Source organism: Stieleria sp. JC731 (genome assembly GCF_020966635.1).
Classification (GTDB): Bacteria; Planctomycetota; Planctomycetia; order Pirellulales; family Pirellulaceae; genus Stieleria.
On the sequence record NZ_JAJKFQ010000005.1, the window covers coordinates 20,038 to 40,729 of the forward strand.

Genomic DNA, 20,692 nt, shown 5'->3' on the forward strand with positions numbered 1-20,692 from the left:
CCCAAGTATGACTGGGACGGACAACGTCAGTCTTCGATCAACGCGACGACGAGTTTTGCAGCAATCCGCCTGCGGGTTTGCCGGATTGGCAGCGAGTGCATTCGCAAGTCAGCAAGCGGGTTTCGCACATGCCGAACCTCATTTTCAGCCGCGGGCCAAGCGAGTGATCTTCCTGTTCATGCAGGGCGGCGTTAGCCAAGTTGACTCGTTCGACTACAAGCCTGAACTTGAAAAACGACACGGCGACTCCATCCGCTTCAATGACGCTCGCGAGCTTGCGAAGACTGGGAAACGCGGCGGCGAGCAAAGGTTGATGAAATCGCCTTGGAAGTTCCAGCAACATGGCGAAAGTGGCCGCTATGTTTCAGAACTGTTTCCGGAAACGGCGCGCCATGTCGATGATTTGTGTTTTCTACATGGGATGCATACCGACGGCGTCGCGCATGGGCCTGCAACGCTTTTTCTGCATTGCGGTTCGACCAATTTCGTTCGTCCATCTGTCGGATCGTGGATCTACTATGGGCTAGGAACTGAGAATAGCGATCTGCCGGGATTCGTAACGATCAGTCCTTCGATCGGCAATGGCGGGCCACGCAATTATGGCACTGCGTTCTTGCCGGCTAAGTTCCAAGGCACCGCGATCGGCTCGGCAAGTCACGATGAACTGAAACTGGAAAATCTCAGTCGCACCGGATCCACACCACAGCGGCAGCAGGATCAGTTGCAGTTGATTGAGCGACTGAACCGTCAACAAGTCCTGCGGCGGGGAACGACAAGCAGCGAATTCAATGCGATCGCCGAATCGTATCGCCTGGCTTGGCGACTGCAGCAAGTTGGGCCAGATATCCTGGATTTGACGACTGAATCAAAGCAGACTTTGTCTGAATACGGAATCGACAAAGCAGAGACTCGCGGATACGGCGAGAAATGTTTATTGGCACGGCGATTATGCGAAGCCGGTGTTCGATTCATCCAAGTCAACTACGGCGACAACTCGGCCAACCCGGCTTGGGACCAACATTCGAATTTGCCCAAACATGCACAACATGCGAGGGCTGTTGATCAGCCGATCGCCGCTCTGCTCGCGGATTTGAAACGTCGCGGATTGCTGGAGGACACGATCGTTTGGTGGGGGGGCGAGTTTGGTCGGACGCCTTATTCGCAAAGCAATGGCACCGGACGTGATCACAACCCCGGCGGATTCACGGTTTGGATGGCCGGTGGAGGCTTTCGTCCTGGAATCGCGTATGGTGAGACCGACGAATTCGGATTCGCGAGTGTGCAAGGGAAGGTCCACATGCATGACTTGCACGCAACCTTGTTGCACCAGTTGGGGCTGAACCACGAGCAGTTGACCTATCGACACGCCGGTCGTGATTTTCGATTGACCGACGTGTACGGACGCGTCATTAAGGACGTGTTGGTCTAGGGCGAGGACGCAGTTAACCGCGGCTAACGCCGTTGCGGATCAGGTTGGCTGGAGTTCCTGAGCCGATTCGCGCTAGTGACGGTTGTTGGGATAGGGCGTGAACGCACTTAACCGCGGCTAGCGTCGTTGCGGCTCAGGTTGGTTGGAGATCCTGAGCCGGTTCGCGCTTGCGACGGTTGTTGGGATAGTACGTGTGCGCAGTTAACCGCGGCTAACGCCTTTCGGCTCAGTTTGGTTGGATTTCCTGAGCCGGTTCGCGTTAGCGACGGTTGTTGGGATAGAACATGTTCGTTCTTAGCTGCGTGCCGCTTGAGCTTCAAGCTCCAATGCCAATGCGGCTTCTTCTGCGATTTGCGCTGCCGTACGGCGACGTCGCTTGCGTGGTTTCGCGTTCATCCATTCCTTCGTCAACACTTCGAAAACTTCAGGAGTTTCGTAGCGGACGATGTTCTTACCTTCGGGCATCGGGCCGATCAGACCACGAAAGACCGGCAAGCCGCGCAAGGCCAAGTCGGTGCTGCAATCGTCGATCCCGATTTGTTGATGCGAAGTCATCAACGGATCGATCGATGGGTAGTCTGAAATCATCAGCGAACCGTCACGTGAACGCGTCACGACACGGTAGGTGTCTTTCTTGGCCATGGTGCCTCCAAATAAGGAAGTGGCGCTGGAGAGTCTGAGAGGGTAGCGCTCATTCCCGACGCTCTCGCAAATTTGCGACAAGCAATCGTCAATTTGGGAGGATGACGAAGGGCCGCAAGCAACGGATGTCATCACGTGCCGAGCAACGACGTCTGCCCACTAACCGTGCCAAGGTAAACTTGATCAAGGCCAGCATGAGGATCAGGACGGCAGACGTCGGTGCTCTGAAGCAGCGTGATTCCAACCGACATTGGGAGGGAGAGGCGTCAGTTGAGCATCGATTCGAGGGTTAATCGAACACAGGAGGTATCGACGATCCAAAAACATCCGTGCACGAAAGATCGACGAATGTGTTTGGCTTTGTGGTCGACAGGCGACACACCAGGATTGACGCGACCATTGGGATTGAAAGGCGCAAAGCGGTTTACGCTTGCAAGCGGAACCGCGCCATCGATCGTTGTTTTCGACTCGGTCGGCACAGCCAGTACAATCAGTCATCTTTGGCTGGCAAGACTAATGCTTCGCTTGGCTTTCGATCATCTGCCTTAGCAAAGCGATTCGAGTCGGAAGTTTTGTTTCTTTCCATTGAAGTAGCGGGAGCGTGACCGAGCCGTCCGCTCGCGTCGTCGTGGCTGCGATATGAACGCCGGCTTGCGCTGCGGGTACAAAATGCTCGGCAAATTCTGGCCCCAAATCCCTTCCTCCGATTTGTAGCCGAACCGCAGTCTGGCTGGGGCGATCGGTAGGTTTCGGGGAACCAAGTCGAATGTGTGCCGGAAGGTCGGTGCTGTACCGGTCGAGCGATTGATTCGTGGTCCAACGCAGGACTGCGGACAGATTTTCTTCGTAATTCAGCCGTACCAAGACCGCTCGGCGCATCCGGCGCTCACTAAAAGGTGCGTTTAGTTTTGCGATCAGTTGTGAGAGCAGATCGGAACAGACGACTTCTTCGCCACTGGCAAATGCGTTCTCGGTCACGATGATTCCCAAGTAGTCGTGTCCGAAGAGATCTGCATAGGGGGCCGACAGGTCATTCGCACCAGACGCTGCAGCCAACATGGAGGATAAGATCGACGCTTCGATTTTTTGCGAATGTATGACGGGCGTTTGAGCTCCGTCTAGCTTTTCTTGCAACCGAGGGTAGCAGGTCTCCGGATTGCCCAGGACCCATACGCGATCGGCGTGTCGAAATAGATCGCCCATCGTCGCCGTGATATTTCCATCGCGGCCGATCGTTAGTTTCAAGGCACGCTGGCTGGGATCGCTATCGGCAGTCGAAAGGCGAATTCGAGAATCAACCAGCCATTCGACTAGCCGTTTCGATTCTTCGATCGTCGGGTTCTGAACCGAAACGATTGGAGATGCAGGCAATTCAAGTTGCGAGACGAGATTTTGAATATCTAAGCTTTCGCTATCTCGCAGCGAACGACCAACGGGGGTGCTTCGAATCGCGGATAGCTCGGTTCGAGCGATTGGGCAATCGACCTGAACTGTAGGCTCGCCGTTTGTGTCCTGAAGAAGGTCGTCGCAGCCAAGTGGGCAGAAAGGGCAAACGAAGGAGGACGGCACAGACAGAAGCCTCGGTGAATCGTAGACAGCAGGTGAGATCATCTCACGGCCGCGATTCTAACATGACAGCGGCGAGGTGTCTGGCGCGGTCGCCGCAACATTGGATGGTGGCGAACTGAATCGTTTTGCAGACAAATTCAAACGACGATCGGTTGAGCGTAATTCGAACGTGAATTCGTTTCGCAGTTCGCCATTAGCCATGGATACGCGGTTTACTGTGGATCCGTGTGACGAGGCGGTTGCCCCGTCACACAATAAGATCAAACCCACAAGCGGCTATTAACCGTTGATAGCCAGGTTTGTTTCTCACCAAGTCGCCTTCTGCTCCACAATCCAGCGGGGATGAACGCTGACTACACGGAGAGAAGGGCGACAACAGAAAACCCGAAAGGCGACTAAGCCTTCGGTTCTTTACGAAGGTCCAACCACTCGGTGTGGAAGGTGCCTTCTTTGTCGGTACGTTGATACGTGTGTGCACCGAAGTAATCGCGTTGAGCTTGCAGCAAGTTTGCTGGTAGGCGAGACATGCGGTAACCGTCGTAGTAGCACAATGCGGTGCTGAACGCAGGAACGGGGATGCCCACGACGGAAGCCAACGCGACAACCTTGCGCCATTTTTCTTGACACTTCTCGACAGCTTCTTCGAAGTACTTGTCCAGCATCAAGTTTTCCAGGTCGGCATCTTTGTCGAACGCTTCTTTGATGCGATCGAGGAACTGGGCGCGGATGATACAACCGCCACGCCACAACAGTGCTGCCGCACCGTAGTCGAGACCCCAGCCGTGTTCTGCCGATGCGGCTTGCAACTGCACAAAGCCTTGGGCATACGAAACGATCTTGGAGGCATAGAGTGCTTGGCGGACAGCTTCGATGAATTCAGCTTTGTTTCCTGCGAGCGACTTCGCGACGGCTTGCAGTTCGGGATTAGACGATTCCGAAGGTCCGTTCAGTTTTTCGCTGGCACGAACACGAGCTTCTTTCTGTGCTGACAATCCGCGAGCGAACACAGCTGTGGTGACCAGGGTGCTAGGCACGCCTAGGTCCAAAGCCAGTTGGCTCATCCATTTACCGGTTCCCTTGGCTCCGGCGACGTCCAAGATTTTGTCGACAAGGTAGCCGTCGCCACCTTGGTCATCTTTGACGCTGAAGATGTCGCGGGTGATTTCGATCAGGTAGCTTTGCAGTTCACCCTCATTCCACTGTTCGAAAACGTCGTAGAGCTCTTCGTTGCTGAGGCCACCGAGTTCGCTAAGCAATTGGTACGCTTCGCAAATCAACTGCATATCGCCATATTCGATCCCGTTGTGGACCATCTTGACGTAGTTGCCGGCGCCACCACTGCCGAGCCATTCGCAGCAAGGGATGTCGTTGTTCGGGCCGACTTTTGCCGCGATCGACTGGAACATTTCTTTGATGTGTGGCCACGCGTCGGCGCTGCCGCCGGGCATCAAACTTGGGCCTTTCAGGGCGCCTTCTTCACCGCCACTGACGCCGCAGCCGACGTACAGCAATCCTGCTTCTTCAACCTGTTTGACACGACGTTCGGTGTGTTCGAAGTACTCGTTGCCGCCGTCGATGATGATGTCGCCAGGTTCGCAGTATGGAAGCAGTTGCTCGATGATCGCGTCAACGGCGGGGCCTGCTTTGACCAGCATCATCAGCTTGCGAGGTCGTTTGACCGACTTCACAAATTCTTCGATGGAGTGGGTTCCGACGAAGTTTTTGCCAGCGGCGCGACCGTTGATCAGGTCGTCGACCTTGCTGGTGGTACGGTTGTACACGGCGACCTTGTATCCGCGACTCTCGACATTAAGGGCCAAGTTTTCGCCCATGACAGCCAAGCCAATTAAACCAAAATCGCAATCGCCGCTCATTTTTATGCTCTTCAGGCAGAGAGGAGTGAAGTTAAGTGAAGTTATTCGTAGGTGCCAAATTCTACGGCGTGGTAAAAAAACCGAAAGCCGGGGGCGCGAACACTAGTGAAGAGCTACACTAAATTAGGCTCGGTATGGGGTTTGCAGGTCTCGCACGACGGATATTTCGTTCGATCCAACCCCAGCATCTGTGCCTGTAACTGCCCCCTCATCAGCAAAATCACCAGGTTGACCGAGAATTTGGCCGGCAATTGATGCCAAACCTCGGCTGAATTTGGCTTGTTTCTTGCTCAGGGGCAGGTGACTAATTAATGTCACAGATCTGTATCTTCTCCTTCCTACGCTCCGAATCTTCTGGTCGCGACCTTGAAATTGGTTTTCCCGATGAATCGTCCTTTCCGCGCCATTCCCATCGCTCTGGCCGTTTTGTTGCTTTCGATCCCCTCGGTCGTGTTCGCCCAGAACACCGGCAACAACGGTGGTGGAACAACATTTGATTTTGGTCAGCCAATCGCCGGTGTTGATATCGATGCCAAAGGCGTTTTGAAGGTCCGTACTTTTGATCCACGCGTCGCACGTCAGCGTCTGATGGCTGCCCGTCAGCAACGTGACAACAATCTAATGCGTGCAAGCGACTTGCGAAAAGTTTCCTTGCAGCGATTGGAAAAGGCTGCTCAGGAGCAATTGGAAAGCAAAGGCGAATTGAGTGACGATCTTAAAGCACTCGCCGGCCTGACCAGTGTGCAGTACGTCTTCTACTATCCAGAAACCAAAGACATCGTTTTGGCTGGACCTGCCGAAGGGTTCGTTGCGGACCCCACCGAGCGATTCGTGGGAATCAACTCGGGCAAGCCAACCGTGTTGCTGGAGGACTTGGTCGTCGCTTTGCGAGCTTTCGCGCCAACCGGACAACCGACCGGAGTCATCAGCGTTTCGATCGATCCAACTTCGGAAGGTTTGCAACGCATGCAGCAATTCTTGGCGTCGGTTCGCGGAAAGGTTCGCCCGAGCGATGCCCGTCAATTGGCGATGGGCCTGAAAAACAATCTGGGATTGCAAACCGTTTCGATCAACGGTGTTCCCAACGATACGCACTTCGCTCGCGTTCTTGTCGAAGCTGACTATCGCATGAAACTGATCGGAATCGGGTTGGAGCGACTTCCAGTTCCGATGAAAAGCTACGTTGACCGCGCCAACCCAGCATCGGTCGCGGCAAATGCGATGGAACGTTGGTACTTCCAGCCCAGCTACGACGGAATCTCGGTTAGCGAAGACGGGTTGGCAATGAAGATCAACGAACGTGGCGTTCAACTAGTCGGCGAAAATGAGCGAGTTGCCGGCGGCAACCGAACGATCACAAAACGAGTCAACAAGGCGAGCCAAGCGTTCTGCCAAGACTTCACCGAGAAGTTTCCTTTGATCGCTGACAAAGTCCGCATCTACGCGGAAATGCGTCAGTTGATGGATATTTCGATCGCGGCAGCTTATATCCAAGAGCAAGACTTTTACGGCCAGTCGGAATGGGCCATGCCGGTCTTGGGCAACGAGTCTTCAGTTGCCGTTCAGACGTATACTGCTCCTGAACAGGTTGAAACCGCCGTCAATGCGATTTGGCGAGGCAACACCTTGATGACCCCGCTCGGTGGTGGCGTTCAAATGCAGCCACGCAAAGCTCTGACAACTGACAATCTGGTTGTCGATCGCGAAGGCAAAAACGATGCTGTGAAGCAGTCGGCCGGGCCTGCTGACCTGGAAGATGGTCAGTGGTGGTGGGACTGATTCGCTTTTTAATTGATTCAGCGCTAAACTGGTCAGCGAAGTTCTAACTTTGCTGGCCAGTTTTTTTATGGATCAAGAGACATCTTCGCCGTCGAAGCCCTCCTCAAAACCACAGCGGGTTCGCATCCCGGGGACGCTCCCCACCGGTGCCGACACGCCGATGGTCGTTGTGTACGACCAGACGCAAGATTGCCCCTATCTTGAAGATCTGACCGCCAGGATGCCTCTGGAGCATCCGATTGCTCGTTTGAAGCCATCGGGGCTCGATAGCCTGTTGGCTCGTGGGTATCGACGCACGGGACCGTTTTTCTATCACACGCGCTGCGCTAATTGTCAGGCATGCATTCCGGTACGAGTCGACGTTGGTCAGTTTCGTATGACATCGTCGATGAGGCGAATTGCCAACCGTGCGAAACGTGAATTGGATGTTCGCTGGGGAGCCCCAAAAGCGGATGAGGCTCGGTTGAATATCTTTAACAGTCACCGCCTGCAGCGTGACTTGGCTAGGCATGGTCCAAGCACGATGGCGGACTACCACGAGTTTCTGGTCGCAACCAGCGTCGATACCTGCGAAATCACCTTCTATCGCAACGACCAGCTGATCGGTGTCGCGATCACCGATATCGCCGCAGATTCCTTGAACGCGGTCTACACCCACTTCGATCCGAGCCACTCAAAGTATTCGATCGGAACGCTCGCGATTCTTTTGCAAATCGAAAAAGCCATCCAGACGCGGCGACAATACGTCTACCTCGGGTTATATGTCGCTGAAAATCGGCATCTGAACTACAAGCAGCGGTTCTTGCCTCAAGAGCGATTGATTGATGGGGAATGGATGGTGATCGAGGCAAATTGATACACGTGTTGCTGCTGCGTTTTGATACATTTCAGCATTGCCTGTCCGGCTTTCAGAAGAAGTTTTCAATTGGCACAAATTTTTCACCGTCAATCGCCGGGCTGATACACATAGGATTGATCGACCTCGACCAGGGAGTCTCTCGGCGATGAGATGCGTTCGAAACAGACATTGGATAGCGTTAATCTTGGCTGCGGCGATCGGTCCTGTTTCCTCCTTTGCGGAGGAGACAAACGTTGTATCAACAACAGCCGCTCGCGCGATCCAAGCTGGGGAATTTGCGGTGGCCAAATCGGCGGTCGAGCAATCCGGCAACGATCAGTCACTACGGGATCAATGGTTAGGCAAAATTGCCCAGTCTCAGTCGTCGATGGGAGAGTCCGTTGGAGCTTTGCGGACACTGCGTGACATCGATTCGCCATCAATCCGGCAGGGGGTTCTTGAGCATGGCCCTTCGGTTAACGCGAACGGGGCTTCTGGCGGCGGTGCGTTTGCCGACTTCGATAGTCTGATGCAATTGATTCAGACGACCGTGGTACCTGATACGTGGGAAGCCTTGGGTGGCAACAGCACGATGGCTGCCTATCCTCAAGGAATTTTTGTCGATCCACAGGGCACCGTTTCTGTCAGCGCGACTTCGCAATCACCGGACACGCAAGACGAATTGGCCAATCTGCGAAGCGTCTTGACCGAGGCGGTTGGCGAATCAAATGTCGATTGGCGTGCCCCGGCAGCGATGCGCAGCGTTTCGTTTCGAAGACTAAGAGACGCGATCGCACAGCGTCGAATCACCGGCCAAGATTTGGGCGACGTGATCCGCAATCTGGGCGGACTATCAACGATTCAGTATGTCGTGTTCACAGACGACGACATTGTGATCGCGGGACCTGTCGGCGGCATCCTCGAAAGTGACGGTTGGTTCGTCGATGCCCAGTCCGGTATGGCCACGATGCGATTGGATTTTCTTTCACGCAGTTTGAAGTCCTGTTTGTCGGACGCTGCCTTTGGCTGCACCATCGATCCGACCCATGAAGGTATGCAGGCGGCGATGCAAGTCGCCTCCGAAATTCAAATCGGTAAGCGTCCGATCGCCAAGGCGGCTGATGATCTTGGCGAAGCGTTGGGGATGCAAAACGTTCAAGTGTTTGGTGCTCCGGGTGACAATGCGCTCGCACTTCTGATGGTCGAAGCAGATCGTCACATGAAGCAGTTGGCATTGGGCGTTCATCCGATGCCTGAGAATGCGATCAACTATTTGGATGCCGTCGATCAGCTGATCGACCAGGGACCGCCAAGTGATTTGTTGTTGAGGCTATGGTTTACTGCAAATGCGATCGACGTCCGAACCGATCAAGACCAGAAGGTGTTCGAGCTGCAGGGTACACCGATTCGGCTGAGCCGCGAAAACCAACGCGCGCTCGCCAACGGCGGGCGTGGTGCTGTGATTGCGGATCCGCGTAGCGAATTGTTCGTCGCGGATTTCAATCGAAATTGGGATCGGATTCGTGAGCTGTATCCGATTTATTCGTCGCTTGAGTCGCTTTATCGATCGGCCGCGATTGCACAATTGATTGATCAGTACGGCAGTTCCGAAACGCATCACCAGTTGGCGGAAAGTTTGTCCGGTGAAGAAGACCAATCCATTTGGTTGCTCCACGCACCACGCCAGGTTCCATCGATCGCTACCCGCCACACGGTTCGCCGGGGCAAGCAGCGTCATCAAATTGTCTTAGCCAGTGGTGGCGTCTTCATATCGCCTGATGATGTCATTGACGATCAACTGGTGACATACGCATCGCTGAGCGACCGTTCGACGATCGCAAGCGACAAGCCGATCATGATCCAGCAATGGTGGTGGGATCTTCCTTAATTGGAATTGCTTCAAGTTAGTCGGCGATCGCGGAGTACGCTTTGCATCTGATGGATGTTGTGTTCGCCGATTGCCGCTGCTGGTCTCTAGTGTTCTGTCTCGTAGCGTTTCAGATCGACCAGTCGCCTGTTGTAGGCGTCGATGGTTTCTTTTCGCCGAAGCATTCCGAGCAATTTGCGAGGCTGATCGGGATGAATCACTGGCAACTCATCCAGGTTAAGCGACGTAAAACGCTTTAAAGCGGTATTCAGGTTGTCTTCTGGAGAAACCGATATGAAGTTGCTGATCATGACGTCTTCGGCATTAACCAGCTTCCACAGTGTGTCATCGTACAGGTAGGCACGGACGTCTTCGTCACTGAAGATTCCGATCATGTTGTCTTCGGAATCGATGACCGGAAAGTAATGCTGGTTGGTGTAGGCCAAGCCGTGAACAATTTCGTCCAGGCTCATACCTTCGGAGATTCGGACAACGTTTTGGTCATTGCGGTAAATGTCTTCGACACGCAAGCCTTCCAAGACATCGACAATAAAGTCTCCTCGGTGTGCGCGTGAATCCATTCGTGTTGGGACTTGTTTCTCATAGAGCCGAAACCTTCGGCACATAAAGAACGTCAACGTCGAAACCAACATTGTGGGCAGCAGCAGGCCATAGTCCCCGGTGAGGGCACGGACCATGATGATCGTCGAAATTGGTGCTCGCGCAACGCCGGCAAAGAACCCGGCCATTCCCACGACCGCAAACGCTTCGGGTTCGCTGACCAAGCTGGGGACGATCGCTTGAAACGTCAGGCCAATCGATGCACCAATGCAGCCGCCGATCACCATGGATGGGCCGAAGACACCACCGGCACCACCGGAGCTGATTGTTAAAGCGGCGGTCAGTGTTTTTCCAACAGCGATCGCTAACAAAAGGGGAATACCCATTTGGCTGGCCGCGGTCACAGCGACCTGAAGAGACCCGTAGCCGGTGCCCAGCACACCCAGCACTCGCGCATCGCCGCGGAAAAGATAAAGCAAGCCAATTGCCGCTAATCCGGCAAGACCGGCACCGATTGCTGGCCGCAGGTGAGGGACGATCGGCAGTTTTTCAAACAGTTGACGTGTCCCGTGTAGAACCCGCACGTATCCGATCGCAACGATCGTCAAAACGATCGCCAGTATTCCATAGGGCAGCAATTCGAAAGGCGTGCTGAAAAGGTGCTGCAGGTCTTCACCAAACAGCGGGACGAAGCGAGATTCAGCCGGAAGCGACTGGGTGTAGACGCTATACGCGATCACTGCAGCTGCCGAAGACGGCAGTATCACGTCGGCCTCAAGGTCGGCATCGCTATAGAGGATTTCGCCTGCGAAAATCGCTCCGGCCAGGGGCGCGCGGAAGATCGCCCCCACCCCCGCCCCCATACCCGCGGCGAGCAGGATGCGGCGTTCGCGGTTGGATAGTTTTAGTTTGGCGCTGAGCGCCGAGGCGAAGCCCGCGCAGATCTGAGCGATCGGGCCTTCGCGTCCTCCCGACCCTCCCGTTCCCAAGGTGATTGCCGAAGCCAGTGTCTTCACGAAGGGGATGCGAGCTTGTATCCGGCCTTGTCGGTTGTGGAACGCATCGAGAGCCGCATCGGTGCCGGCACCCGCCGCTTCAGGAGCAAACGTATAGACAAGCAGACCGCTCGCCAAACCGCCTGCGGTCATAATCAGGACGATCCACCAAGGTGAAAATGGTGCAGTCGGCCCGCCCAGAATCCGATCGAATCGAGAGAATTCGCCCAACGCTTCCGGTGGGGAATAGCCGGCGACATGGACCAACGTCAAACGGATGATCAGCTGCCCCAGAACGTCGAACGCGATTGCGGCGATCCCAGACGTCAATCCGACCACGGTCGCCAAGATGATCCACTTGGCGGAGGTCTGAAAGCCAAATGCAGAATTGAGACGTCGTAAGGTGCGCACCTGAGGTTTTTGTCGTGGCCGCGTAGGAGATTGTTCCGGTGAATCTACACCGGCCTACAGACCACGCAATGGCAACCGCATTTTTGAGCGTCACTGCAAACGTTTTGGCCGGATGCTTCCCCGCCGGGCACGATACCGTGACTCGATTAACGCATCGATTTTGGACGGACGACATCTTTGGCCAGCCCGACCATTTCCATCATCCGGATGATTCGCCAAGACATGTCAAATTCCCACCAGCGGTGGCCGTGTGCAGCGGCACGTGGTTCGGCATGATGGTTGTTGTGCCAGCCTTCGCCGTGTGAAAACAAAGCGACGAGCCAGTTGTTGCGGCTGGCATCTCGGGTTTCGTAATTGCGATACCCAAACACGTGGGCAATCGAGTTCACTGCCCAAGTTCCGTGAAGGACAAACACGGTGCGGACCGCGACACCCCAGACGTAGTAGCTAGCCGCGTAACGAAGTGCTTCGCTGCTGCCGCCGACAAAGTACCCGACGATCGCGCCGATCAGTGTTAGTGCTGCCGCGTGCGCTAGGAAGACCATGAACCAACCGCCGCGTCGTTCCAGTCGAAGGTAGAACGGATCGCGAAGCAAATCGCGGACGTAGCGTTCGTAATGACTGGTCCTATCAAAGTCACGGTGCCGAATCACGACCCAGCCTACATGGCCCCACAGGAAGCTAACCAGCGGCGAATGGGGATCGTCTTCTTTGTCACTGTGCTGGTGGTGCATTCTGTGGATCGCCACCCAACGAGCCGGCGAATCCTGAAGGTTGCACATTCCCAAAATGGCGAAGAAGTGTTCCAGCCATTTTGGACACGTGAATCCGCGGTGGGTCAACAGTCGGTGATAGCCGATCGTGATACCCAGCATTCCGAAAAAGAAGTGGCCGCCGATAGCGATCACCAGCCCGGACCAAGTAAACAGATAGCTAAAAAACCACGGAACGATCGCGAGGGCAGCAATCATGTGGACGATCGAAAGCACCGCAACGTATTCCCACATCACCCGGGTGGGGCGAGTCTTTTCGGGAGTAGCGAGGCGACCGGGTTTCGAATCCGCAGTGGCTTCGTTCGATACTGATTCAGCATCAGATACCAAAGAAACCGATTCGTCAGTCACCGCCGACTCTGTAACGCTAGCGTCGGTGTCGGTAATTTCGACTGGCGGATTGGTTGCGCGAGTGCGTGACCGCGAGGGTGCATCACTTGATTGCATTTTCTCGGCATCAATTAAAGGGAGAAGGCTTGGTCGTTGGTCGCAAGCGATAGGTCGACTTGTATGCTAACAAGCGATCTGGGTGTGAGGCCAATCTTGTGGGGAGTCCGCGTCAGAGTGCCGCAAAAACGGCCGAAAGAAATCTGGGATCGGCAAGCGTTTTGCTGCCGTGGGGGCTCCATTGGCGGTCCAGATACAAAAAAATCGCCTTCCGCGAACACGAAAGGCGATCGAGAATTTCTGTGGTCTGCGATCGGGAAGACTATTTCTTCTTCTTGTTGTCTTCTTCGGGCTTCTTGACCTTTTTCTTTTTCTTCAACGAGACTTTCAGAACGCGCGTCTTCGGCATTCCGAGAACGTCTTCTGCTTCGTTGAATTTGTCTTGCCGTTGCAACTGGGCGATCCGCTCGGCACGGGTCAGCACGTTTCGCGTCTTAATCGCCCCGGCACGTACCTTCAGGCTGCGATCGAGCGTCATGGGTAGGTTTCCTCTGGGCAGTTGAATTGGAAAAACGTATTTCCGGGACTGGAAATTTCGTCGTGTTCGTCTTTGGAAGGTCGCGAAGGATACGAGGTCGCGACTGAATCCGCAAGGTTATCGAGCCATTTTGCGGTGATAAAACAGCCGTTTTTGCCCCGAAGCGAAAAAACGGTTGGGATCGGGGACGGAGGATTACTTTTTGCGGAGGTATCCGGCACTAGTCTGGAAGTATTTTCGCCTGCGTGTGGCCCCTTTGTCGGCTTCGAGGGCAGCCGACTTTAGGTCTTCCAGGTTGGCCACGCAGAACCTGCATCCCACCGTTTCGATGTGAAAATCGATGTAACCGGCCTGTTCTTCGGAAAGGATGCCGAGCAGGTGTTGTCCGAGGTCTTCCCGCGAAGGGCAGGAAAGGCGTTTCCTTTGCCAAACGGCGGCGAGTGTGTGGAGGCCTGCGGATTCGCGTCCGCTGACGGTGACAAGCCGCTCGCGAAGTTTCGCGTCATCACGCAAATGGTTCTCCAGCAGCGACGAGCGAGCTTCGGACAGAGATTCGTCCAGGAATGCGATCAGTTCGGCGTCGGAGAATTCAGGCATCGGCCAGTGGGTGGCTTCACGTGGATCGGTTTAGCGACGTGTTGATTTGCAGGCTAGGTCTATCGCAGACTTGGCCCCTGTGAAACGCAACCGGCCGAAAAGGACGCTACTTCCACGGAGTGAAAGGCGACAGTCCAAAACCAACAGGCTTCTAGGCGATGTCTCGTGACAAGCACAGGGTGACGTTTTGACCGCCAAAGCCGAAGCTGTTGTTCAAGGCGTATGGGATGTCGGCTTTTCGCGCTTCATTGGGAACGTAGTCCAAATCGCACAACGGATCAGGGTTTTCGTAATTGATCGTTGGCGGCAGGATGCTGTCACGCATCGCGAGCAGGCAAACAATCATTTCGGTAACGCCCGCGGCTGCAATCAGGTGTCCCATCATGCTTTTCGTGCTGCTGACCGGAACATTGGCAGCGTTGTCACCAAAAACTTGTTTACACGCCAAGGTTTCGACTTTGTCATTGACCTGGGTGCTTGTCCCGTGAGCGTTGACGTAGCGAATGTCGTTTGGTTTCAGTCCAGCGTCGGCGATGGACATACGCATCGCGGCGATCCCACCATGCCCGTCCGGTGGGATGTCCGTAATCCGGTAGGCGTCGGCGGTCGTTCCGTAGCCAGCGATTTCACCGTAGATCGTCGCACCGCGTTTTTGCGCGCTTTCAAGTTCTTCCAGGACCACCATGGCGGAACCTTCGCCGAGCACGAATCCGTTTCGCAAACGGTCAAAGGGGCGACTGGCTTTTGTCGGTTCGTCGTTGCTTTCACTTAATGCGGTTAACAAGTTGAATCCCGTGACGCCAAACGGGTGAATCATGCTGTGAGTGCCACCGGCCAGCATGACGTCGGCGTCACCACGGCGGATCATCTCAGTCGCTTCTCCGACGGCTTGGCTGCTAGCGGCGCATGCGGTCAAGCAGTTCAGGTTGGGGCCCTGGGCATTGAACATCGTTGCCAAGTGGGCCGCCGGCATGTTGGGTTCCTGCTCCAGTTCCTTTGCCGGGTCGAGCAATTGCAGGCCTTTGGAGATGAACGTCGAAGCGTCAAAGTCTCCGCCTGCGATTGCAGCGGTCATCATTTGGCTGAAAGTGTTGAAGTCCTGGTTGCCTTCGCCGCTGCCGAGATAAACGCCAAATCGAACCGGATCGCTGATCACTTCTAAGACGCCGCTGTCCTGGATCGCCTGTTTGGCGGCGCCGATAGCAAATTTCGTATGGCGTCCCAATTGATCGGTGCCACCGAGGGGATGATCGGCGTCCGTCAGGTTCCAGTCTTTGACTTCGGCGCTGATCTTTGTGGGGAAGCCGCTGGCATCGAATAGCGTTGTGTATCCGACTCCGCTTTTTCCAGCTTGCAAGCCCTTCCATACGGTCTGCGCATCATGTCCCATCGGGTTGATCATTCCGATGCCAGTGACAACGACTCGACGACGGTCCATAACGTGTGACCTTAGGAAGCTATTGAAGGGGAAAGGGAACAGGCTGGTGGGCGTGCGGTCAGCGCCGACGCATTGTAGGACACGCAGCCTTTCGGTACGGCATTCTTGCCGCAGGGCAATTGTTGCCGGGTCACACGGTGGATGCGTTCAACTGGCGAAACCGACCGAGTGAAACGACAGACCGATTGAATCACGCGGCCCAAGAAATTTGGCTTGGGCCCGGCCGAACCGGTGCGATCAATCGACCGTTTCCAGTTTGGCGTATTTTGGGAATCGATTGCCGTTCTTGTCGATGGCCACGGTGAAGAACTTCATGATCTGAAGCATGCCTTTCAAGTCATCCGGTTCGAAAAGCGGTCCTTCGACGATCGTTCCGTCTTCCAGGAAAGCAAACATCAGCTCGATCTCGGCCTGCAGATTCCCATCACAATGACTGGTGCAAGTCACCGTGCCGCCATTGTCCTGAAGTGCGTCCAATTTGACGTGGTACTGCAGGGTATCGCCGTTAAGTGCCGGTTGGTGGAAGCTCGCTTTGCCAACTTTGGCAAGCACGACTCGTTTATCAAAGTCGAATGCTTCGGCCACCATGATGCCGCCTAGCTGAGCCATCCCTTCGATAATCAGGGTTGGTGGCAGCATCGGGTATCCCGGGCAATACTCATCGACGACTTCCGCATCGAGGCAGACATTTTTGATGCCTGCCGCGTGCGAGCCACTGACGAATTCCGTGAATCGATCGACCCAAAACCAACGCATTTACGCGTTCACCTTGGTGGCGACGTATCGGCAAAGGTCACCGACGGTCAGCAGGTTGCCAAAGTTCTGGACTTTAGGATCGGCCTTGAAGTCGTCCAAGTTCGCCCATGGCATGCGTCGTTCCAGTTCAGCCAAGCCCTCGGGGGTGACGGTACCGTCTTGGACGTATTGGCTGTTGGTCAGGATGTCTTCGGGCGACAGTTCTTCGCGAGGGATCTGAATGTCGAACGCCTTTTCCAGCTTGAAGACGATGTCCAAAAAGTCGATCGACTCTGCACCCAGATCGCCAACCAAGGTCGCGTCTTCGGTTGCTTCGTCTTCGTCGACACCCAAAGCGTCTTGGAGTGCTTCGTTAACCTTGGCGAAAATTTCTTCTTCTGTCAGTGCCATCTTGCTGTTTCCTAGTAAGGGGGTGGTTTGGAATTTCGGTCAGTCCCATAGACATTGACGATTTGACCGCAATCGTGCGGGGGCCTTCGTCACAGCGACGACCGGTTAGTGGATTATGTTGTCGACACGGCGTCGCCAGTCTCGGTTGAGTCATCAGTCTCGTTGGAGAGCACGTCACCAAAAAGCTCGCGAAACTGCTTGGTGACGCGTCTTTTTACATCTTCGTCTGTACCAATCTCGACCGGGTCATTGCTACCCGAACGCTCGAGAATTAGCCGTGCGCTGACGGTTGTGCGGCCTTCTTTCTGGGCAATCGCTTTGACGGTAAAGATCCCGTCGGATTCTTTGATGACTTCGGCGGTGACCTGCAAAGTCTGGTCAGGTGCCAGGAAATCACCAAATTTCACGTTGCGAACTTCGCGTAGGAGCACAATCGGTTGCTCGAAATTCGACTCGGTTCGGATCATCCAGACAGCCGCTTGATGCAAGGCTTCTAGCATCATGACGCCGGGCATCACCGGAAAACGCGGGAAATGGTCCTTGAGGTACTCCTCGTCGCCACGCAGCGTCCGCTCGGCAACGATCTTTTTGCCGGGAACGAGAGTGGTAATTCGATCGAGCTGGCAGTACTTCATGGATTAACGATGCGTGAAACTCGAGGGCCGATCAAGTTGATGTATTTGTGTGGGTTATCGGCAACCGCAATGACAACCGATTCGACAAAGTCTACGTTTTTGGTCGACACAAAATAATGGGGTGTCCCAAGTCGCTCAACCACAGCTTGTTTAAGTCGATTCTTGGGGCAAGACCTGCTAGAATTTGGGGGGGAATGGATGGTGTCGACGCCGCTAAGCGGTTGTTTACGCTGAATCCACGCCCAATCCATCTCGCCAACTGCATCGTTCCCGCCTGCCGAGGTCCCACCTTTCGATGCGATTTTCTGTCCAACCATGCTTTTTTGCACTGGTCGTCGGCTCGATATTGCCTGCGATCGCTTCAGGATTCGAGCCCGGATCGGTCGAATTCTTCGAGCAAAACATTCGCCCAGTCCTCGTTGAGCATTGTTTTGAATGCCATAGCGAGAGCGCCGATCAGGTGGGGGGATCGCTATGGCTCGATTCGGCAGACCAAATGCGTGCCGGTGGGGACAGCGGCCCCGCCGTGGAACCCGGCGATGCCGAAGCGAGCGTATTGATTTCGGCGTTGAAATACGAATCGAGTGAGATGCCGCCGGAAGGTCAGTTGCCAGAAAACGTGATAGAAGACTTCGTTGCTTGGGTTAACGCAGGCGCGATCGATCCACGCAAAGCTAGTGGAACACCCGCACCATCTGCTTCCAAAATCGATCTCGAACTGGGAAGGCAGTTTTGGGCCTTCCGCCCACTGAGCACGTCCGCTCTCGGTGGCAATGCTTCAGGGCACCAAAGCAATCCCAGCGACCATGCTGCGGTATCGGTTGCCGATCAAGTCGACGCGTTCGTTCAAGACCGGCTGCAAGACAGCGCCATCATTGCCAACGCGAAAGCCAATCCCGCTCAGCGATTGCGACGTTTGGCGTTTGACCTGACCGGCCTTCCACCGGACGAGTCACTGCGAAGTCGTTGGTTGGCGTCGCCAGACGAGACAACTTGGCGACAGATCGTCGACGAGCTAATCGATTCACGTTCTTTTGCACAACACTGGGCGCGGCACTGGATGGATGTTGCGAGATACGCCGACAGCAATGGGAGCGATTTCAATGCGACCTACCATGATGCGTGGCGTTATCGCGACTACTTGATCGATTCGTTTGATCAAGATCGACCGCTCGATGAATTGATCCGGCAGCATGTCGCCGGTGATTTGCTTCCGGCGGATAACGATCAACAGCGTTATGACAATCTAGTCGCGACGACGTTCTTGATGCTTGGTCCGAAAATGCTAAGCGAACGTGACAAAGAGAAATTGGTCATGGATGTTGTCGACGACCAAATCGATACGCTAGGTCGAGCCTTCCTGGGGCTGACGCTGGGATGTGCCCGATGCCACGATCACAAATTCGATCCCGTCCCGATGGAAGACTACTATGCACTGGCAGGGATCTTTAAGAGTACGCAGTCGCTTAATGGCGAATCGCAACAATACGTCAGTGACTTTAACCGTGTTCCGCTACCGACGAGCAAAGAGCATCGGCAGCAGATTACTGACTACGAAAACCAGCTCAGTGATCTAGAAAAGCAGTTGAAGTCGGCGAAGCAAAAACAAAAGCAAGCCGAGAACGCACGCACGGCTGGCTTTTTGGTTGATGATGTCGATGCCAAAAAAGTAGGGCCCTGGGTCGAGTCAACGTATACGAAAGGCTTTATCGGAAAGGGATATTCCCACGACAATAACACCGCCAAAGGTGAGTGCACGATCGAGTTTCGGCGGAAGTTACCCGAGACAGGCAACTACATCGTTCGCTTTGCCTACAACACCAGCGGAAATCGTGCTGGCGAAGTTCCTATCAAAGTTGAAACGGCGGACGGCATCAAAGAGTTGCGTCTGTCGCAAAAGGAGTCGCTTGATCCGCCACCATGGAAATCGCTTGGAACGTTTCGTTTCGAGGCCGGACAAGATGCTGTTGTTACGATCAGCAACGAAGGAACGAGCGGTTATGTGATCGCCGATGCGGTGGAGTTTGTATCCGAAAAGGATGCTGACAAAGGACAAAACGATGAAGCTCAACAGCGAATTGCCGCTGCGGTGAAACTCGTCGAATCGATCAATCAGAAAATCAAAACGCTGAAGGGGGCCAAGCCGTTACCGATCCCCGTCGCGATGGCACCCGCCGATCTTCCCGATGGCGAAATCGCAGATTGCAACGTCCATATTCGTGGTGAGGTTTATAATCTCGGTGATGTTGTGCCGCGAGGCTTCCTGCAAGTCTGTTCGCCTGGTGATGCCACCATCGATTCTCCAGAAGGGAGCGGACGAAAAGAACTGGCGTTCTGGCTGACCGATCCAGACAACCCCTTAGTTGCACGGGTGATGGTCAATCGAATTTGGGCCAAGTTGTTCGGCGAGGGCATTGTCCGTACCGTCGACAACTTTGGCAGCCGAGGCGAATTGCCATCGCATCCTGAATTGCTGGATGCTTTGGCGATCGAATTGATGCGAAGCGGTTGGAAGGCAAAACCGCTGATTCGGCAGCTGGTTCTTTCGGAAGCTTATTCGCGGAGCAGCGACTACGACGAGCAAGCTTATCAAGCCGACCCTGAAAACCGACTACTTTGGCGAGCTAATCGTAAGCGGATTCCAGCGGAGTCGATCCGCGATTCGATGATCGTTGCCGCGGGAGAGATGACCGATCAAGAACCGAAAACTCCTGTCGCAGACAAAGGCGTTTTGGTGACGAAGAACAACGCGACGACTCAGGAAGTTGTCTCGGGAATCGATCAGCCCGTTCGCACGATCTACCTGCCTGTCATACGTAGCAACATCGATCCGCTTTTACAGTCACTTGATGTTGCCGATCCGGATTTGCTAGTCGGCAAACGCCCGGTGACGAATGTGCCGGGGCAAGCCTTGGTGCTGCTTAACAGTGAATACGTCAATGCGTGGGCGAACCAAACGGCGGATCGGATTTTTGACGAACGGTCCCAGTGGGACCAACGTGTTGATGCTGTTTACCGCTATTGCTTGTCACGTGAAGTCACAGCCGGCGAACGTGAGGCGATCGAGCACTACCTTGGCATCGATCCGCGAAAGCTGACCGCGGAACAAGAGCAGCAATGTTTGCGAGACTTAGTGGCTTCGGTATTCGCGTCGACAGAATTTCGAATGCTGGACTGAGTCATAGCACATGTGAGCATGCTGCTCTGATTCAG

At 54.7% G+C, this 20,692-nt stretch carries 17 protein-coding genes; 5 read left to right on the top strand and 12 right to left on the bottom strand.

Translation table 11 applies throughout. The annotated features are described in order from the left end of the window. Positions 1-7 precede the first annotated feature (7 nt). Positions 8-1,429 carry a DUF1501 domain-containing protein gene (locus tag LOC67_RS11380; RefSeq protein WP_230262724.1) on the top strand — a complete coding sequence of 474 codons (1,422 nt, stop codon included), beginning with the start codon at positions 8-10 and terminating at the stop codon, positions 1,427-1,429. Between the two features lie 294 nt (positions 1,430-1,723). Here LOC67_RS11380 and LOC67_RS11385 read toward each other — a convergent pair whose 3' ends face one another. The 3 genes from LOC67_RS11385 to gnd all read right to left on the bottom strand — a co-directional run bounded on the left by LOC67_RS11385 (position 1,724) and on the right by gnd (position 5,514). Beyond that, the gene (locus LOC67_RS11385; protein WP_230262725.1) at positions 1,724-2,071 is read right to left on the bottom strand and encodes a hypothetical protein; all 348 of its coding nucleotides are present in this window, start codon (positions 2,069-2,071) and stop codon (positions 1,724-1,726) included. A gap of 513 nt (positions 2,072-2,584) precedes the next feature. Next, positions 2,585-3,442: a hypothetical protein gene (locus LOC67_RS11390; RefSeq protein ID WP_230262726.1), complete on the bottom strand. Its 858-nt coding sequence runs from the start codon at positions 3,440-3,442 to the stop codon at positions 2,585-2,587. Positions 3,443-4,035: 593 nt separating this feature from the next. Next, a complete protein-coding gene (gnd, locus tag LOC67_RS11395; protein WP_230262727.1) occupies positions 4,036-5,514 on the bottom strand; it encodes a decarboxylating NADP(+)-dependent phosphogluconate dehydrogenase in 1,479 nt (492 codons plus the stop codon). A 384-nt stretch (positions 5,515-5,898) separates the two neighbouring features. Between gnd and LOC67_RS11400 the strand changes: the two genes are divergently transcribed. The 3 genes from LOC67_RS11400 (at position 5,899) to LOC67_RS11410 (ending at position 10,019) form a co-directional block, all read left to right on the top strand. Then, positions 5,899-7,293 carry a DUF1598 domain-containing protein gene (locus LOC67_RS11400; protein WP_230262728.1) on the top strand — a complete coding sequence of 465 codons (1,395 nt, stop codon included), beginning with the start codon at positions 5,899-5,901 and terminating at the stop codon, positions 7,291-7,293. Between the two features lie 67 nt (positions 7,294-7,360). Next, positions 7,361-8,149, top strand: coding sequence for an arginyltransferase (locus LOC67_RS11405; protein ID WP_230262729.1), 789 nt, complete (start codon positions 7,361-7,363; stop codon positions 8,147-8,149). Between the two features lie 148 nt (positions 8,150-8,297). Then, complete coding sequence (locus LOC67_RS11410; protein ID WP_230262730.1) at positions 8,298-10,019, top strand: DUF1598 domain-containing protein; 1,722 nt, start codon at positions 8,298-8,300, stop codon at positions 10,017-10,019. An 86-nt stretch (positions 10,020-10,105) separates the two neighbouring features. Here LOC67_RS11410 and LOC67_RS11415 read toward each other — a convergent pair whose 3' ends face one another. The 9 genes from LOC67_RS11415 to LOC67_RS11455 form a co-directional block, all read right to left on the bottom strand. Then, positions 10,106-11,965: a chloride channel protein gene (locus tag LOC67_RS11415; RefSeq protein WP_230262731.1), complete on the bottom strand. Its 1,860-nt coding sequence runs from the start codon at positions 11,963-11,965 to the stop codon at positions 10,106-10,108. A 146-nt stretch (positions 11,966-12,111) separates the two neighbouring features. Next, positions 12,112-13,185 (bottom strand): acyl-CoA desaturase, encoded by a 1,074-nt coding sequence (locus tag LOC67_RS11420; protein ID WP_230262732.1) that lies wholly within the window; start codon positions 13,183-13,185, stop codon positions 12,112-12,114. A gap of 262 nt (positions 13,186-13,447) precedes the next feature. Next, positions 13,448-13,663 carry a small basic protein gene (locus LOC67_RS11425; protein WP_230262733.1) on the bottom strand — a complete coding sequence of 72 codons (216 nt, stop codon included), beginning with the start codon at positions 13,661-13,663 and terminating at the stop codon, positions 13,448-13,450. 195 nt (positions 13,664-13,858) lie between these two features. After that, entirely contained in the window at positions 13,859-14,260 is a 402-nt protein-coding gene (locus tag LOC67_RS11430; RefSeq protein WP_230262734.1) for a hypothetical protein, read from the bottom strand. Between the two features lie 151 nt (positions 14,261-14,411). Continuing rightward, positions 14,412-15,698 carry a beta-ketoacyl-[acyl-carrier-protein] synthase family protein gene (locus LOC67_RS11435; protein WP_230262735.1) on the bottom strand — a complete coding sequence of 429 codons (1,287 nt, stop codon included), beginning with the start codon at positions 15,696-15,698 and terminating at the stop codon, positions 14,412-14,414. Positions 15,699-15,935: 237 nt separating this feature from the next. Further along, on the bottom strand, positions 15,936-16,454 hold the full coding sequence (locus tag LOC67_RS11440) for a 3-hydroxyacyl-ACP dehydratase FabZ family protein (RefSeq protein WP_230262736.1): 519 nt from the start codon (positions 16,452-16,454) through the stop codon (positions 15,936-15,938). After that, positions 16,455-16,844 carry an acyl carrier protein gene (locus LOC67_RS11445; RefSeq protein WP_230262737.1) on the bottom strand — a complete coding sequence of 130 codons (390 nt, stop codon included), beginning with the start codon at positions 16,842-16,844 and terminating at the stop codon, positions 16,455-16,457. A 113-nt stretch (positions 16,845-16,957) separates the two neighbouring features. After that, entirely contained in the window at positions 16,958-17,479 is a 522-nt protein-coding gene (locus LOC67_RS11450) for a 3-hydroxyacyl-ACP dehydratase FabZ family protein (RefSeq protein WP_230262738.1), read from the bottom strand. Further along, positions 17,476-17,796 carry a hypothetical protein gene (locus tag LOC67_RS11455; RefSeq protein WP_230262739.1) on the bottom strand — a complete coding sequence of 107 codons (321 nt, stop codon included), beginning with the start codon at positions 17,794-17,796 and terminating at the stop codon, positions 17,476-17,478. Before LOC67_RS11455 ends, LOC67_RS11450 begins: the two co-directional genes overlap by 4 nt. On the opposite strand from LOC67_RS11455, the gene LOC67_RS11460 reads away from it, so the two are divergent. After that, positions 17,775-20,657 (top strand): DUF1553 domain-containing protein, encoded by a 2,883-nt coding sequence (locus LOC67_RS11460; RefSeq protein WP_230262740.1) that lies wholly within the window; start codon positions 17,775-17,777, stop codon positions 20,655-20,657. The genes LOC67_RS11455 and LOC67_RS11460 overlap by 22 nt on opposite strands. The last annotated feature ends 35 nt before the right edge of the window (positions 20,658-20,692 follow it).